Source organism: Ruminiclostridium cellobioparum subsp. termitidis CT1112 (genome assembly GCF_000350485.1).
Lineage (GTDB): Bacteria > Bacillota > Clostridia > Acetivibrionales > DSM-1351 > Ruminiclostridium > Ruminiclostridium termitidis.
On record NZ_AORV01000026.1, the window covers coordinates 221,453 to 238,777 of the forward strand.

Annotated in this window: 2 protein-coding genes; both read right to left on the bottom strand. The window is 44.2% G+C overall.

Annotated elements, in window-relative coordinates; translation table 11 throughout:
• Nucleotides 1-25: 25 nt before the first annotated feature.
• A complete protein-coding gene (locus tag CTER_RS08295) occupies nucleotides 26-8,065 on the bottom strand; it encodes a non-ribosomal peptide synthetase (protein WP_004625050.1) in 8,040 nt (2,679 codons plus the stop codon).
• A gap of 39 nt (nucleotides 8,066-8,104) precedes the next feature.
• Entirely contained in the window at nucleotides 8,105-17,314 is a 9,210-nt protein-coding gene (locus CTER_RS26840) for a hybrid non-ribosomal peptide synthetase/type I polyketide synthase (RefSeq protein WP_004624976.1), read from the bottom strand.
• Nucleotides 17,315-17,325: the final 11 nt, after the last annotated feature.

Genomic DNA, 17,325 nt, shown 5'->3' on the forward strand with positions numbered 1-17,325 from the left:
AATTCCTTCCCCTTTTATACAAAAATTATCTCAATAGCTTTATCAGTTGACTAACGATCTGGTGCGGCTCACTGATGATATTGTTCCTGTCGACGGCTTCCTGGTTCAGGTGAATAACAATGCCGTACCCGTTATATTTATAAATCACATTCTGGAATCCTACTCCGTGTCCCTCATGCCCGCTCATACCGTTGACATGAAATATGCCCAACCCCATCTTTACATCATAATTCTCCGGATAGTGCATGGAGATATCAATGTAATCATGAATCAGCTTTTTGTCCTTCAACAGGCTTCCTTCTACGAATGCATCCAGCCATTTCAACAGCTCCCTAGCGTTTGAAATCATTCCTCCTGCCGCCCAGCCCACGGTCAGGTATCTGTTAGTCAGGTCCCTTCTGGTATGTACAAGGCCAAGCTTGCTGCCTATCCTGACAAGGAATGAAACCACAGTTTGTAATAGATTCCCCGAAGGCTTGTGTTCATTGGTATAGCAGTGGCTGAAATTGTCCAGGCTGTCGAGCCTGTTCACCAGCTTGGTGTGTGTAAGCCCCAGCGGATTGCATATTCTGGTCTGGATATTCTCTTCAAGACTTAACCCGGTTACTCTTTCAATGATCAACCCCAGCAGGATATACCCGGTACTGGAATATACCCATATCCTGTCCGTGGGTTCAGGATCGAAGTACATGGACAGGCCATAGTTCGCCATTTCTTCCTTCCGCCATACCTTTTTGCTGTTAAATGCCAGTTTCTTGATAAAAGCAGGATTTTTTATATAGTCTTTGATACCGCTTGTATGGTTCAACAGCCTTTTTACCGTGATCTTGCGGAAATTCTCCAGGGGATACTTTTCCAGCAGCTCGGGGATATACTCCATGAGGGAAGCCTCAAGAGCTATCAGCCCTTCCTCCACCAATTGCAATACTATGGTTGATACGAAGGTTTTGGTTAAGCTTCCGATCTTAAAGTTAACGGTACTGCTCATATTGATTTTGTTGAAAATATCCGACTGTCCCTCGCTTGCAATATACGTATCTCCGTCCGGAGATTTTACACCGACAATGATCCCCGGAGCGTTATAGTTATCCATGAAATACTTCAGGTTGTTCTTAAAGCTGTCCTTCTCTATTTGCTCACTATTCATTCGGGCATATGCCTGCAGCTTTTCCTTGTAACTATGGATGAGACGATTTATAGTCTCTGGCTTGTATGCTTTTGAATTGTAGGTCAATAATATTTTCAATTCCTCATTGCTAATATAACTGTTAAGTTCCAGTTCAAAATGCCTTTCACTGTCATAGCTGGCACTACTTCCATACTCACTGTCTACAACTTCCAGCAAGCCCTTCCTGTTTTCCATATCCGTGACCCCAAGATAGTTGAACCCCACCTGAGGTGTGAGACTCCAGTCCATGTATTCCTTGTTTTCCTCATCTGTCAAATACCGCAGAATGCTATATCCTACTCCGTTATTGGGAATGGAATTCCTCACCAGCATGGTCTTGTCCAGGCACTCTATCAGTCCACCGGATTCCGGCGCTTCCAAAACAATGGGATATATGGACGTAAACCAACCCACCGTCCTTTGAAGGCTTATGTTGTCAAACAGGTCTTCCCGGCCGTGTCCCTCAAAAATGACTGCATTTTCCCTGTTCCCGGTCCAATGGTATAAAGCGGAGGACAGACTTGATAACAGGATGTCTACGATACTTGCCTTATACTGATTGGAAATTTTCTTCAGCAGAATTTCCGTCTCTTCTTTACCAAGAACAATCTTACAAGTTTTGCTATCCCTGACGGTATTGGTATCATGGGCAAAGTCAAAGGGAATGCTCTGGACAGCTTTCTTCTGGATGTCCTTCCAGTATCTCATTTCCTCCAAAAACTTCTTACTGTTGCTGTATTGGTGGATTCTCTCCGACCACTCTTTGATAGACGTAGTTTTACGGGCAAACTTATAGGGCTGCTTGTTCAAAAATTGCCGATATAGGTTTTGGATATCATTGATTAATATCCCCCAGGAGACTGTGTCTACCGCCAGGTGATGAATAAGAATGTAGACATAATCCCTTTCCTTTGTTTTAAATACGAGGGTATTCATCAACGGTCCAGTTTTAAAGTTCACCGACTCCTGCAGTTCGATGATTTTCTTATTAACTGTTTCCTTATCCTTCACCATATCTTCGATACAGATGACCTGATAATTCAAGGGATAATTCGAATCCAGCACCTCCCCCACCATCTCATCACCGTCAAGGGTATAGCGGACCCGTAATGCGTCATGGTACTTTTGAATTTCGGTCAAAATATCACGCAGTGCTTCTACATTCAGGCTTTCATTGCTCTTCAAAAGAATGGCCTGGTGAAAATGCTCCGGATGAATCTTATGGGAGTCAAAAAACCATTGTTGTATCGGTGTGATCTTGAACTTGCCAAATGTATCGCCCTGCACGGGTTTATTACCCATGGGCGCCATGATTTCAGCCAGTTTTTTGATGGTCCTGTACTTAAAAATATCCCCCATCTTTAATGTCATATTTTTATCATTCAACAAATATAAAGCTTTTATCGCCTTGATAGAGTCGCCCCCTAGACTAAAGAAATCATCGTTGATGCCTATCCCGTCACGCTCAAAAATTTCATGCCAGATGCCTATGAGGAGTTCTTCATATTCATTGGTCGAGCCTTCATATTTTTCCTCGCTTACCGGTTCTCCCGACAATTGCATCAGAGGCCTTTTATCCGGCTTGCCACTCTGGTTTTTCGGTATTGACTTCAACTGCATATACCGGGACGGCACCATATACTCGGGAAGTTCTTTTAACAGGAACATCCTCAGCTCTGAAGGCGCTATTTCCTTATCCGCCACATAATAGCAGGAAATAAAGTACTGGTCGTTACTGTCCTTCTTCGCAAGCGCTACTGCCTCTTTGACGTTCTTATTCAACAGCATCTGTCTTTCAACTTCTTCCAGTTCTACCCTGTAGCCTCTGATTTTTACCTGATTGTCCACTCTTCCCAAAAACTCTATATTTCCATCTGGTAGCCATCTGGCTATGTCCCCGGTTCTATATATGAACTCTTCCTCATTCAACGGATTGGAAATGAATTTTTCCTTCGTCAGCTCCGGCATGTTTATATACCCCCGTGCCAATCCCACGCCGCCGACACACAATTCTCCGTTCACCCCCACAGGCTGTGGCTTTCCACTCCTGTCCATGATGTATATTTGCGTATTATATATGGGTTTTCCTATTGGAACCAACCGGGCGGAATAGTCAGCTCCATCGTCTATCCAGGCCGACGCACATACCGTCGTTTCCGTCGGGCCATAGGCGTTGACATACTTCACCTTCTTATTCCACTTACCGACCAAATCAAAGTTTGCTTCCGACCCTGCAGTGATTAAGAGCCTCATGGTCTTGATTTTCTCGACTCTTATATTGGAAGCATAGACAGGAGGTAAGGTAGCCACAGTTATTTTATTGGTATTCAAGAATTCTTCAAACCTGTTTAAATCATCAATGACACTCCGGGGAACAATATACGAGCTGGCCCCGGTTTGTAGCGCCATGTTCAGCTCCCAGACCGCTGCATCGAAGGAACAGCTTGCAAACTGGATGATGCTGTCTTCTCCGCTTATCCCGTATTCCTTTTCGAAATAGACCTTTAAATTGGCGATTCCCTTATGCTCCACCATAACACCCTTGGGTTTTCCCGTAGAGCCCGAGGTATATATGACATAGGCCAGGTCATTCACCAAATTGATATTTTCCAGGTTTTCATTACTTCTGTCATATACGCCATCATCCAAAATATTTACAATTTCCTTACCCTTGATAAACTCCTTCTTTATCTCCCCCTGAGTTAGGAGGATGCTTACCTTGCTGTCATCAAGGATATATTGAATGCGGTCTTCCGGATATTCCGGGTCGATGGGCAGATACGCGCTTCCCGCCTTTAGTATGGCCATGATCCCTATGACCATCTCTACAGAGCGGTTGATGAGGATACCCACAATGGTATTCCGGGTAACGCCCTTTTCCCGCAATACCCGCGCCAATTGATTGGACGCCTCATTCAGCTGTTTGTACGTAAGTATATTCTCCTCATAAACAACCGCAATATTGTCGGGTGTTTTTATAACCTGATCCTCAAACAACTGGTGAATGCCCTTGTTTTCAGGGTAAGGGACCTTCGTATTGTTGAACTGGTAAACCAGCATATCCTTTTCCTCCCGTGAGAGGATACTGATATCCCCCAAGGGCAGGTCGGTGCTGTCTGAGATACAGTCCAAAAGATTATTAAAGCAGTTGACAAATCTTTCGATGGTTGTCCGCTTGAACAGCTTTGTACAATACTCCAGGTCACACCTGATTTCATCCTTTTCTTCCGTCAGGTTCAGCACCAAATCGAATTTTGAAATATCATTTTTGTATAGGAAGCCTTGCAGTTTCAAGTCTCCAAACTCAAATTTAATTTCATCGATATTTTGAAGCACAAGCATGGTATCAAAGAGAGAATTCTTGCTGGCATCCCTTGTGATCCCCAGCGCATCCACCAGTTCATCAAACTGGTAGTCTTGATTTTCAAAGGCCTTTAATGTGTTTTCCTTAACTTCCTTCAAGTAGGCCTTAAAGGTCTTCTCCGCCCTGGGATGATTCCTCATGGCAATGGTATTTACGAACATACCCACCATGTCCTGCAAATCGCTGTTGTTTCTTCCCGCAGACGGTGAACCAACGATAATGTCTTCCTTGCCGGTGTATTTCGACAACAAGATTGTATATGCGGCAAGGAGTACCATGTATAATGTTGCGCCGCTTTCCTTCGCAATTTTTTTAAGTCTGCCTGTGGTCTGGCTGCTTATTTTGAATACCACCGTGTCCCCGTCGAAGCTCCGGATATTAGGCCTTTTGTAGTCCACAGGCATTTCCATCACCGGGATTTCACCCTTGAATACATCCAACCAGTACTTCTCCTGGGCCTTCATTTCGTCTGTTTGGGCAAACTTGTTCTGCCATGATACATAGTCTTTATATTGTATGTCACTTGCGGCAAACTCCCCGTTTTTGTCATAATCGGCCAGTTGATTCAGCATAATTGCGATAGATGTACCATCCGCTATAATGTGGTGGATATCGAACAGGAGGATATGCCGTTCTTCTTCCAATGATATCACTCCCGCCCTTAATAACGGGGCCTTTTTCAAATCAAAGGGCCTTGCAAATTCCTTCACCTTTTGATTGATGTCTTTTTCTTCAGATATGGGTATCTCTTCTATCTGGAAGTCGATCTCATCAAAGGAATGAATTTTTTGTGTAATGGCACCATCAATCACATGAAAACTTGTCCTCAGTATTTCCTGCTTTTCAATTAGTTTTTTCAGTCCTTCGGCCAGCCTTGGCAAATCCAGCTTTCCTGTCACTTCCATGGCTTCTGTAATATTATAGGTGTTGCTGTCCGGTTCCAGCTCCTGCACCAGGTAGATTCTCTTTTGCGCCGACGATACTTCGTAATATTCCTTTTCTTCTATCTTTTTAATGCCTCTATACTCTTTTTTGTTGACTGAAGCCAGATATTCCGCCAGCTCCTTGATACTCTCAATGTTGAAAAACACATTCAGCGGAACTTCGGTATTCAGTTCCTTATGGATCCGGCCGACCACCTTGATAGCATTTAACGAATGCCCACCGATTTCAAAGAAGTTATCGTTGATGCCTACCCTGTCCCGGCCCAGGACATCCTGCCATATATCCGCCAACTGCGCCTCAACTGCATTTCTGGGTACCTCGTATTCTAACGCTTTGCCTGTATCCTCTTCTATCTCCACCAGCTTCTTCTTATCGATCTTGCCGTTGATGGTCAGGGGCATTTTTTCAACTCTTATGAAAGAGGATGGGATCATAAAACCGGGCAAGGATTTTTTCAATTCATCCCTGATGAATCCCTCACTGTACTCGTTCTCCGCCACATAATAGGCGCACAGATATTTGTTGTCTTCCCGTACCTTGACCAGCACCATTGCTTCCCTGATCCCATCAATGGCCAGCAGGGCGCTTTCAATCTCGCCCAACTCTATTCTGAAGCCCCTTATCTTGACCTGCTGGTCAATTCTATCGATAAATTCTATGTCTCCATCCGGCAGCCACTTAACCAAATCCCCGGTCCGGTACATGATACTGCCGGCTTCAAAGGGATTTTTTACAAACTTTTCTTCTGTCAAATCTTTTCTGTTCAAGTAGCCTACCGCCAGGCCATCTCCTGCAATGCACAGCTCTCCCTGTACACCGACAGGCTGCAGCTTATTATTTTCACCCACGACATACAGCTTTGTATTGGATAACGGCTTCCCTATGGGAACCGTCAAATCCTCTTCCCTGATATGGTCCACGGGATAATAGGTGGCATAAACCGTACTTTCAGTAGGGCCGTAAACATGGATAATCTTCCCGGAACCCAGGGCCTCCAGCGCCTTTTTGGTATGCCGAAGGGATACCCGCTCTCCCCCGAATAATACCTTCCGGATGTTTTGCAGGGATTTTATACTGATATCCACCAAAGAATTGAACAACGCCGTCGTTGTGAAAAATACGCTTATTTTTTCTTTCTCGATGAGAGCCCCCAGCTTCTCTATATCCAAAATGCTTTCCTTTTCCGGTATCACGAGAGCGGCTCCGTTGAGTAAGGTGCCGCAAATATCAAAAACCGACCCGTCGAATACATAGCTTGACAGCCCCAATAGGACATCATTTTTGTCTATATGGATGTAATTGGTGTTCTTTACCACCCTAGTTACACTGTATTGCTTTATCAACGTCCCTTTGGGTTTCCCGGTTGATCCCGAGGTATAAATGATATAAGCCAGTTCTCCACCTTTAAAGGCTGTATGGAGGTTCCCAGGCTTGGATTGGGGCAATCCCGGTTCGTCAAAATCGATTACTTCACAGTTTAAATTAACCTTGTTTAACAGCTTGCCCTGTCCCAATAATATTTTTAGATTTGAATCCTCCAGTATGTAGTTGATCCTATCCTCCGGATATTCGTGATCGATGGGCACATAGGCACCCCCGGCCTTTAATATGGCCATGATCCCCACAATCATCTCAAAGGATCGTTCCACCATCAACCCAACGACATCGCCAAGCTTTACATTTCTTTCCTTCAGCAAAGCGGCGACTGTATTAGCCCGCTCATTCATCTCCCGGTACGTCAGCTTCTCGCCTCTGAAAATCAGAGCTGTATGGTCCGGAGTTTTTTCCACCTGCATTTCGAACAGCTCACTGATGGATTTGTCTTTCGGGTATTCGGTATCGGTATTGTTAAAATCAACGAGCAGCCTGTCCATTTCCTCTTTACTTATAATATCAACTTCTTCCACCTTCACATTTAAGTCTTCAATCACATGCTGCAGTATGTTTATAAAAATATTTTTCAGGATATCCACCTGGGCATCCTCTATATCATCCGCCCCTTTAAATGTCAAATCGATAGAATCCTTGTTGTTTTTAACAATCAAGGTGATATCGTTATTGGATAAATGCAGGATATCTTCTATTTGAAGATTACTGTGCAGGTTTTCCATGACACAATACACATTAATTTTTTCATAGGTGTTATTAGCGGTGTACATCTGCTCCAGGGGGTAAAACTCGTACTTATACTCACTTAAAAGGGCATCCTTTTCATTTACAAGGACTTCTTTAAAGCTTTTCCCTTTATGCGGGATGTTGGGCGACAGCAAAAACTTGTTATTGGCAGGGATGCTTTTGTCTTTGATATACTGGGGAATACCGATTGCAAACTGCACTCCGGAAAACATCCTGGACAGGGCTATCTTGTATACAGCCAACATAAAGACATACACCATGATGCTGTTATCTTTAGTTATCTCTTTAATCCTGCCGGAAGCCTTTCCGTCCAGGTCTGCTTTTATGGCCTTTCTATTATTTTCATGGTCTTTCGGCCCTTTTGCAAAAACAATATTCTCGTACTCGTTTCCTATGATTTGATCCCAATGATTTTTAGATAGATTAATCAACTCAAAATCTTTATTCTCCATATAAATCTCGCCTTCTCCAAATTTTCTATCAGTACACTGTTAAAAAGTAAACTCCAAATCTTCTTTGTTTAAGTCGTTCAAATCTGAGTTCCGATAAAAGTTCGCCAGCTCATCCTTTGTAATCAGGTTGATATTTTCAATAGTGATACCTGTATCACCTGATGTTAAAGTGATGATGTACCGGTAGTATTCAATGATTTTTTCTATGGTTTCCCGTTTATACAGGGAGGTTGCATAGCTCACATTCACGGTTAATCCTTCATCCCTTTCCCAGCACTCTATGGTCAAATTGAACTTTTCTGTCTTTTCGGCGAAGGGATAGGAACGGACAGTTAATGTCCCCATTTCAATTTGTTCCTCGGTTACATTTTGAACCGCAAACATAACATCAAATAATGGGTTTTTACTTATATCACTATTGGCAGCTACCTTTTGAACCAATTCTTCAAACTGGTACTCCTGGTTGTCAAAGGCAAGCAGGGTCTTTTCTTTTACAGCCTCCAGGTATTCTTCGAAGCTCAGTTCCTTATTTACATTGCTTCTTATGGCCAGTGTATTCACAAACATCCCGATGACATTTTCCAGATCTCTGTGGGTCCTTCCGGCAATGGGTGTCCCCACGACGATGTCTTCCTCCTGGCAATACTTCGACAATAAAATATTCAATTCAGCCAGCAGAATCATATACAATGTGGCACTGATTTTCTGTCCAATCTTTTTCAGCTTCTCCGTAATCTCCCTGTCCAGTTTGAAGGTTACCGTGTCTCCCCTGAAATCCCGTTTGGCGGGACTTGGATAATCGGTAGGCAGCTTGGCTTTGGGCAGCTTACCACTGAACTCCTTGAGCCAGAAATCCTCTTGTTTTTTGATCTCAATGCTCTCCAGCTTTTTTAACTGCCAGGAGGAATAATCCTTATACTGGACTTTGAGATCCTCCAACTCCCTGTCAGTGTATAATGCGCTGAATTCTTTGGTCAGTATAGACACCGAAATACCATCTGCAATAATGTGATGGATGTCGAATACGATGATATTTCTCCGGTCTTCCAACTTTATTACACCTACCCGCATTAACGGTGCAGTTTCTAAGTCAAAGAGCCGGATGAAGCCTTCTATTTTTTGCGGGACTTCCTGCTCATTGTTTACTATGATGGTTTCAACACTGGAATCTACTTCTTCAGCTTCATGAACTCTTTGTACGATCTCCTGGTCGGCAATGTCAAAGCTTGTCCTTAAGGACTCGTGCCGCTCTATGAGCTGCTTCATCGTCTTTTCCAGCTTGTTTACGTCCAATTCGCCTAAAACCTCTATGGCTTTTGACATATTGTAGGCAGTTCCGTTCTCCTTTTGCTGCGACGTATACATCCGTTTCTGTGCAGCTGAAACGGGGTAGTATTCTCTTTTCTCTATCTTTTCTATTTCCCGGTAGGCTACTTTATCATTTTCCTGGATATATGCACCCAGTACTTTGATGGTTTCAGCCCTGAACAAATCCTTAATGGATACACGGACATTCAGTGCCTTATGAATTCTGCCGGTTAATATGGCTGCATTTAAGGAATGGCCCCCTATTTCAAAGAAGTTGTCGTTAATGCCCACCTTATCCAGGCCAAGGATGTCCTTCCATATCTCGACCAGCTTTTCCTCCATGGTGTTTCTGGGGAGCTCATATTCTACTGCCGTGCTGATGTCCCCGCCTATCTCCATAAGCTTCTTTTTATCAATCTTGCCGTTGATATTCAGGGGCATTTTCTCCACTCTTATAAAGTAGGACGGGATCATAAAACCGGGTAAGAATTTCTTTAATTTTTCCTTTATGAATTCCACGCTATATTCATTGTCCGTCACATAACAGGCGCATAAATACTTGTTTCCTTCCCTTTCCTTTACCAATACGGTAGCTTCGCTGATGCCGCTGATTGTTAGCAAGGCACTTTCGATCTCACCAAGTTCTATCCTGAATCCTCTTATTTTGACCTGCTGATCGATTCTATCGATAAATTCGATATTCCCATCCGGCAGCCACTTGACTAAATCTCCGGTCCGGTACATGATACTGCCCGTTTCGAAGGGATTGTTTACAAACTTTTCTTCGTTCAGGTCTTTTCTATTTAAGTACCCTACGGCCAGTCCATCTCCTGCTATGCACAATTCACCCGGTAGACCAATGGGCTGTAATTGATTGTTTTTACCTACTACATACAGTTCTGTATTGGATATGGGTTTTCCGATAGGAATGGTTACATCCCTTTCGTCGATATGATCCACCGGATAGTATGTTGCAAAAACCGTACACTCTGTTGGCCCGTATACGTGTATGATTTTACCGGGGCCCAAAATCTCCAGTGCTTTTTTGACATGCTTGAAGGATACCCGCTCTCCGCCGAATATTACTTTCCGGATATTTTGCAAGGATTTTATACTGATATCCACTAATGAGTTGAACAACGCGGTCGTTGTGAAAAATATGCTTATTTTTTCCTTCTCAATCAAAGACCCCAGTTTCTCAACCTCTAAAATACTGTACTTATCCGGTATCACAAGGGTCGCTCCATTGAGCAGGGCACCGTAGATATCAAAAACGGATCCGTCAAATAAATAGCTTGATAGCTGCAGCAGAACATCGGTTTCAGCAATATCGATATAGTTGGTTGCCCTGACAACCCTGGTTACGCTGTAATGACTTATCAATGTCCCCTTCGGTTTACCTGTTGAGCCAGAGGTGTAAATAATATAGGCAAGATTTTCCGAACTGCCGGCTTTGTCTACGTCATCACAGTTTCCTTTATATAAGCTTGCATCGTCAATGGCTATGGTTCTTATTTCACATGTTACTCTTCCGGCCAGGCTGCTCTGGATCAACATTATCCTGGCACCGCTGTCTTCCAGCATATACTTTATTCTGTCCGCAGGATATTCAAGGTCGATAGGCAGGTAAGCCCCTCCTGCCTTCAATATACCCATGATGCCTACAATCATCTCAAGAGAACGTTCCACCATGAGTCCTACGATAGTGCCGGGCCCTACGCCTGTATTCCTCAGCACCCTTGCAAGCTGGTTCGCTTTCTTATTTAATTCACTGTAGATCAGTCTCTTATCTCCAAATACAACCGCCGTTTTATCCGGAGTTTTCTTTGCCTGCTCCTGGAACAACTCACCGATGGTTTTCCCCTTGGGATAGTCTGTTTTGGTATCATTAAAGTCACAAAGGATTTTCTGCCTGTCATACTCGGTCATGAGTTGGATATCCGCTATGGATATGCTGCTGTCCTTCACGATACTTTCCAGAATTGTCCTGTAATATTCTCCCCATCTTGAGATACTGTCCCGGTTCAAAATATCTGTCTTATAGGTAAGGTTGATATTAAATACGCCGTTTTCTTCCAGTATCTCCATTGTAAAGCCGAACTCGGCTATTTTAGACTTATACTCATAGGTCTTTATCTCTACATTATCAATCTTAAATACTCTCTTATCAATATTCTCATAGACAAACATTGCGTCTATCAGCGTATTCCTGCCGCCTTTGCTGTCGGCATTCAGGCGGTTGATAAGAAAGTTAAAGGGATAATTCATGTGGGCGTAGGCCTCTAAGGAGCTTTGCCTTACTTCATCTAGGAATCCCTTGAAGCTCTTATCCTCCGAAAGCCGGTTCCTCAACACGATTGTATTGGTAAACATGCCGATGTTGCTGTCAAAAGTACCATTCCCCCTGTTCGTAACCGGGGTCCCGATGACGATATCTTCGGTTCCCGACAGCTTGTGAAGCAGTACATTAAAGGACGCTACCAGAACCATGAACAGGGATGCGCCTGACTTCTTTGAAAACTGCTTCAGGTCGTTGACCAGGCCTTCTCCTATAGTCATCCTGACGGTATCCCCTGCAATGCTGCCCATTGTACCGGAGTTCCGATCCAAAGGAAGATTCAGCTTTGCCACTTCTCCTGATAGCTTTTTCAACCAATAACCTTCCGATTCTTTTATTTCGTCGGACGCCAAGAATTTTTCCTCCCACAGCACATAATCGGAATACTGGTTATGAATGGGCCCTAGCTCTCGGCCCGAATACAGCGTTATCAGTTCCTGTCCAAAAATATCCAGTGACCGCCCGTCGGCAATGGTATGGTGGAAGTCAAACAATAATATTGCCCTGCCCGGTGAAACACGAATCAGTGTGACTTTTATCAAGGGCCCCTGGAACAGGTCAAACCAGCAGATTGTCTCCTCAATCAGCTCATCCAGATCTTTTGAGCTTTCCTTTTGGATGATGTCAATCTTAAAGTCTATGCTGTCTTTTACTTCCTGTACAAACCGGTCATCCTTGATGTATAATGTCGTTCTCAGGCTTTCATGCCTTTCTATTATTTTTTGCAGGACAGCTTCCAACTTCCCGACGTTGATTGCACCCGTAATCTCCAGTGCCCCTATAATATTGTAGGGATCGCCTTCATTAATCAGTATGGTCGAAAAGAGCCTTTTCTGGTTGATAGACATGGGTACTACCTTATTATCCGCTCTGGTTTTATCTGAAAACTCAAACCCGCCCTGTCTTAATTCATAAATGCTTTCTTTGATCTTGTCTATGACCGTTTTAACATCGTCATCGGTAATTTCAGTACAGAAACAGCAGGTTCTTCTTTCCCAGGTATATACCCCTTTGGCATTCAGCAGATAGAAGAACAACTCCATTTCTATGGGGAAAAGGGACAGATCATACTTGCCAAAGGACTCGAACTTAAATTGCGATCCGAAGTACCTTACCCTCACAGGTACATTTTCGCTCTCAAAAAACGCGTTGACTTCTTCGGTGAAGAACTTTGTTTTTGCATTTACGCCCTGCTGCAGTACGTCCCCTTTTTCCTTCATATAGGACAGGGCCGCGTAGGCTGCCGCCATGCTGAGCGGATTCTTGCAGAAAGTCCCGGCAAAAATGATGGTCTCTTTTTCCGGCCTGGAATCATCCCCAAAGGACCAGCTTCCACCATCGATGGTATCGATGTATTCCTTTTTACCTGCTACGACGCCTATTGGGAGTCCTCCGCCGAGGATCTTTCCATAGGTGACGATATCCGCCTTTATTCCGAAATAAGCCTGGGCTCCTCCGACCTGTATCCTGAACCCATTAACCATTTCATCGAAAATCAATATAATGCCCGTCTCTTCCGTCAGAGCCCTTAATTCCTTAAGGAATTCCTTCGGATAGAAGCCGGGGCGCCTGCTTTGTACCGGCTCTACCAATATAGCGGCAATATCCTCTTTATTTTCCCTGATATACTCCAATGACTCCTTTGAGCCATACAGCAGGCTTACGGTATCCTTCACCATTCCATAGGTAGTACCCGGGGATGTAGGATAAGGTCCTTCTTCGTCGGTGTTGGTCAAAATCCCGTCAAAGGCCCCATGGTAAGATCCTGAGAATTTCACGATCTTCTCTTTTCCCCTACTTGCCCTGGCTATTCTCAGCGCCACCATAACCGCTTCAGACCCGGTATTGCAGAAGGCGACCCTTTCCACTCCGGTTAATTCACTAATCAGTTCGGCGACCTTTCCCGCCAACTCGCACTGGGGCCCCAGCTCAAAGCCCTTACCCAGCTGATCCATGATGGCATCAGTTACGAATTGAGGATTGTGCCCGAAGTAATGTACGCCATAGCCCATGGCCAGATCGATGTACTCATTGCCATCGATATCCCAGAACCTTGCCCCCTGTGAGCTTTTGGACACGATGGGATAAATCAGTTCCTTTATCGTTGTCCTGAAATTCAGGGAATTAATCCAATCCGAAAATACCGGCTTATACTTAGATACATATTCCTTGGAGTTCCTGGTTTTGGTGTTATATTGCAGGATAAAATCGTCCAGGAATTTCCTTTGTTTGGCGGTCAAGAAATCTTTTTCAAATATCATGGCTGCGTTATTGGTTTTAGGGAATTCACTTCTTATGTAAGCATTACTTCCTGCTTTATTCCCGGCCACCTCATTTCTGCTCATATCCAAGATGTATTCCAACTGGGCATGCATGCTATTAATCTGGTCTTCGATATTTGCAAAATAGGGAGTATTCCCATAGTGGTTAAACATCCCCATATCCGGCAGCGCCTCCTGTACCTGCTCCACAAGCGTCTCAGCGGTTTCGGGCATATGCTGGTAGATATACCCGGCAATGGCCTCTACGGTATTTAACTTTAAAAAGAAATCATTCAAAGAAATATTAGTATTGTACTTGGTGTCTATCCTCTTTTTAAAGTTTAACAACAACAGGGAGTCAAAGCCCAGTGTGAATAAATTATCGTGGCTGTTGATTTCATCGACAACCAAACCCGTTATTATATTGACAATATTCTTTATATCCGCTTCTATGGTCTTCTCATCCCTGATGATATGGGAAGACTTTTTGGGCTTGTTGAGAACTACAGGCTCGTACTTGTTTTTCTCATGAATAGCCCCGGGCCGAAATTCCAGAACCCTGGCCACTGTGGCTTTACTCATCGCGCTGCTCACGGCGGCTTCGCCCGTGGCGTCGTTGACAATATCGCTGTTCAGATCCATCCAGAAGCTTTTCCTGTTAAAGGCATAGGTGGGGAGGTCCACCTTTTCCCTTTTATAATGCTCATAGAAGGATCTCCATTGGATCTCTACTCCGTTCAAATAAAGCAGTCTCACGGAGTCGAAAAGCTGCTTGTACCCGTTTCCCCCTTTTCTTAAGGACGGCAGGAACAGCTCTTCTCCGTCCAAAAGGCACTGGTTGGCCAACCCGCACAGGGTTGCATCTCCGCCAATTTCTATAAATATATTGCCGCCATATTCTTTGGCTGTTTCTATTGCCTTATAGAAATCAACGGTATTACACAGGTGGTTGGTCCAGTAGTTTACATCCCCGAAGGTCCTTTCATCCTTCAAATCCCCGGTGATGGAGGAGATGATGTCAACCTTGCCTTTCGAATATTGGATATCCTTGATCTTTTCATAATACCCGACGCAGTATTCTTTCATCAGCACAGAATGGAAGGGGTGAGTTATATTTAACTTATCGACGAATACCCTTTGCTTTTCCTGGATTTTCTCAATGACCCTGTCCACTTCTTCTCCCAGTCCGGAGATAGTGACATTCTGCGGCGCATTAACGGCAGCTATGAAAACATTTTGGCATCCGCTCTCCCGGATGGCCTCTCTTACCGTTTCTGCACAGGTAAGTACCCCGGCCATTTTTCCGTCTATATTGACGGAATCCATAATTTGTCCGCGATATGCAATCATTTTAATGGCGTCGTCCAGGTTCAATACGCCCGCATAGCATGCAGCTGCATATTCCCCGATGCTGTGGCCGACCACGGACATTGCTTTGATCCCTAGGGAATCCCATATCCTGGTCAATGCGTATTCTATTGAGAATATAACAGGCTGAGAGTAAACCGCCTTCTGCAAGACGTTATCATCCTCCCCGTAGACGGCGTCTAAAATAGATATGTTTAATATCTCGCGGAATTTTTGGTCACATACGTCCAACGCCTTTTTAAAGACAGGGGAGCTTTCATAATATTCTTTCCCTATATTCCTATAAATAGATCCCTGGCCTGTAAATAAAAAGACTATGTTATTCATCCTAAAAGCATTGCAGGAGAAATTCTCCTGGAGGTTTTCATCATCCTCCAGTTTACTTAAAATATCCTCTCTGCTTTTTCCTGACACAGCGAGGCGGTAATCCATATGACTCTTGTAAACATTGGATGAATAGCATATGTCATTGATGGAATTACCGGATTTGCGCAGATAATCCTTCATATTATTTATGGTATTTTTTAAGGCCTCTTTGCTTTTGGCGGACAGCGTCATGAGATGGTAAGACAGCTCATGGACTTCCTCCTCCAGTTTGTCCAAAGGCGCCTCCTCAATAATGGCATGGGCCAATGTCCCTGTGAAACCGAAGGAACTGATGCCTGCCCTTCTTACTTTTTCTCCCCGCTTCCATGCCACAGGCTTGGTTACAACCTCTATATGACTCCAGTTAATATTAGGGTTTTTATTATTCAGATGAATACTCGGCGGAATTTGATTGTGCTCCAGGGACAGGATTATCTTTATCAACCCGGCCATTCCCGAAGCCGCTTCCAGATGGGCAACGTTTGTTTTTACCGCGCCTATCAACAATGGATTCTTCTTGTCTTTAAAAATATCCCCCAGCACCTGGGCTTCGATTGAATCCCCCAGCGGGGTACCAGTTCCATGTGTTTCCACGTAATCAATATCGTCTGCCGATATGCAGGCTTGTTCCATAGCCCGCTTGATAACATTTTTCTGCGCGCTTCCATTGGGAGCGGCAATGCCGTTTGTTCTGCCGTCCTGGCCCACAAATACCCCTTTTATGACAGCACTGATGACATCACCGTCCGCTCTGGCACGGGACATTTTCTTTAACACGATAACGCCGCAGCCCTCGCCTCTTCCGAACCCGTCCGCACTCTCGTCAAAGGCCCTGCATCTTCCATCCTTTGATAATCCGTGTATCTTTGAAAGGCCGATAAAAGACTCGGGGCTTAACAACAAATTAACCCCGCCCAACAGGGCGATAGAGCATTCATTCTTTTTCAGGCTTTCCATTGCTGCTTTCAGGGCAACCAGCGAAGAGGAGCAGGCGGTATCAAAAGTGACTGCTGGCCCCTTGAAATCATAGAAGTAGGACAACCTGCCGCAGGCAGCGCCAAAGGTGATACCAGTAACAGAATAGGAGTTTATTTTTTTCGTGTCCCCGGAATACATGTGGGCCCTGAAGTAGTCACTGGAATTTACCCCTACAAATATCCCCGTATCGCTGCCCTGTAATTTTTTTATATTCAAGCCCGCATTCTCCATAGCCTCCCAGCTGACTTCCAGCAGCAATCTTTGCTGGGGGTCCATGGCACTTGCTTCCAGCGGGGAAATTTCAAAATGCCTGTTATCAAATTCATCCACAGGTACATTGAGAAATGCCCCTGCGTTGGTGTTCATCTTGCCCACTTCATCGGTATCGTCGCTGTAATACTTTTCAAAATCAAACCTGCTTTTATCAATCTCTGTCACCGTATCAACACCATTGACCAGGATATCCCAGAACTTCCCGGGATCATTCGCCCCTCCGGGGAAACGGCAGCCATAACCGATAACAGCTATATCCTCGTTGATTTCGTTTTCATTTATTTTATTCGACAGTTCTTCAATTTTCTTAGCGGCTTTCTTTAACGCAGCCTTGTATTTGTTAATTTCCTGTTCCATATATACTCTCC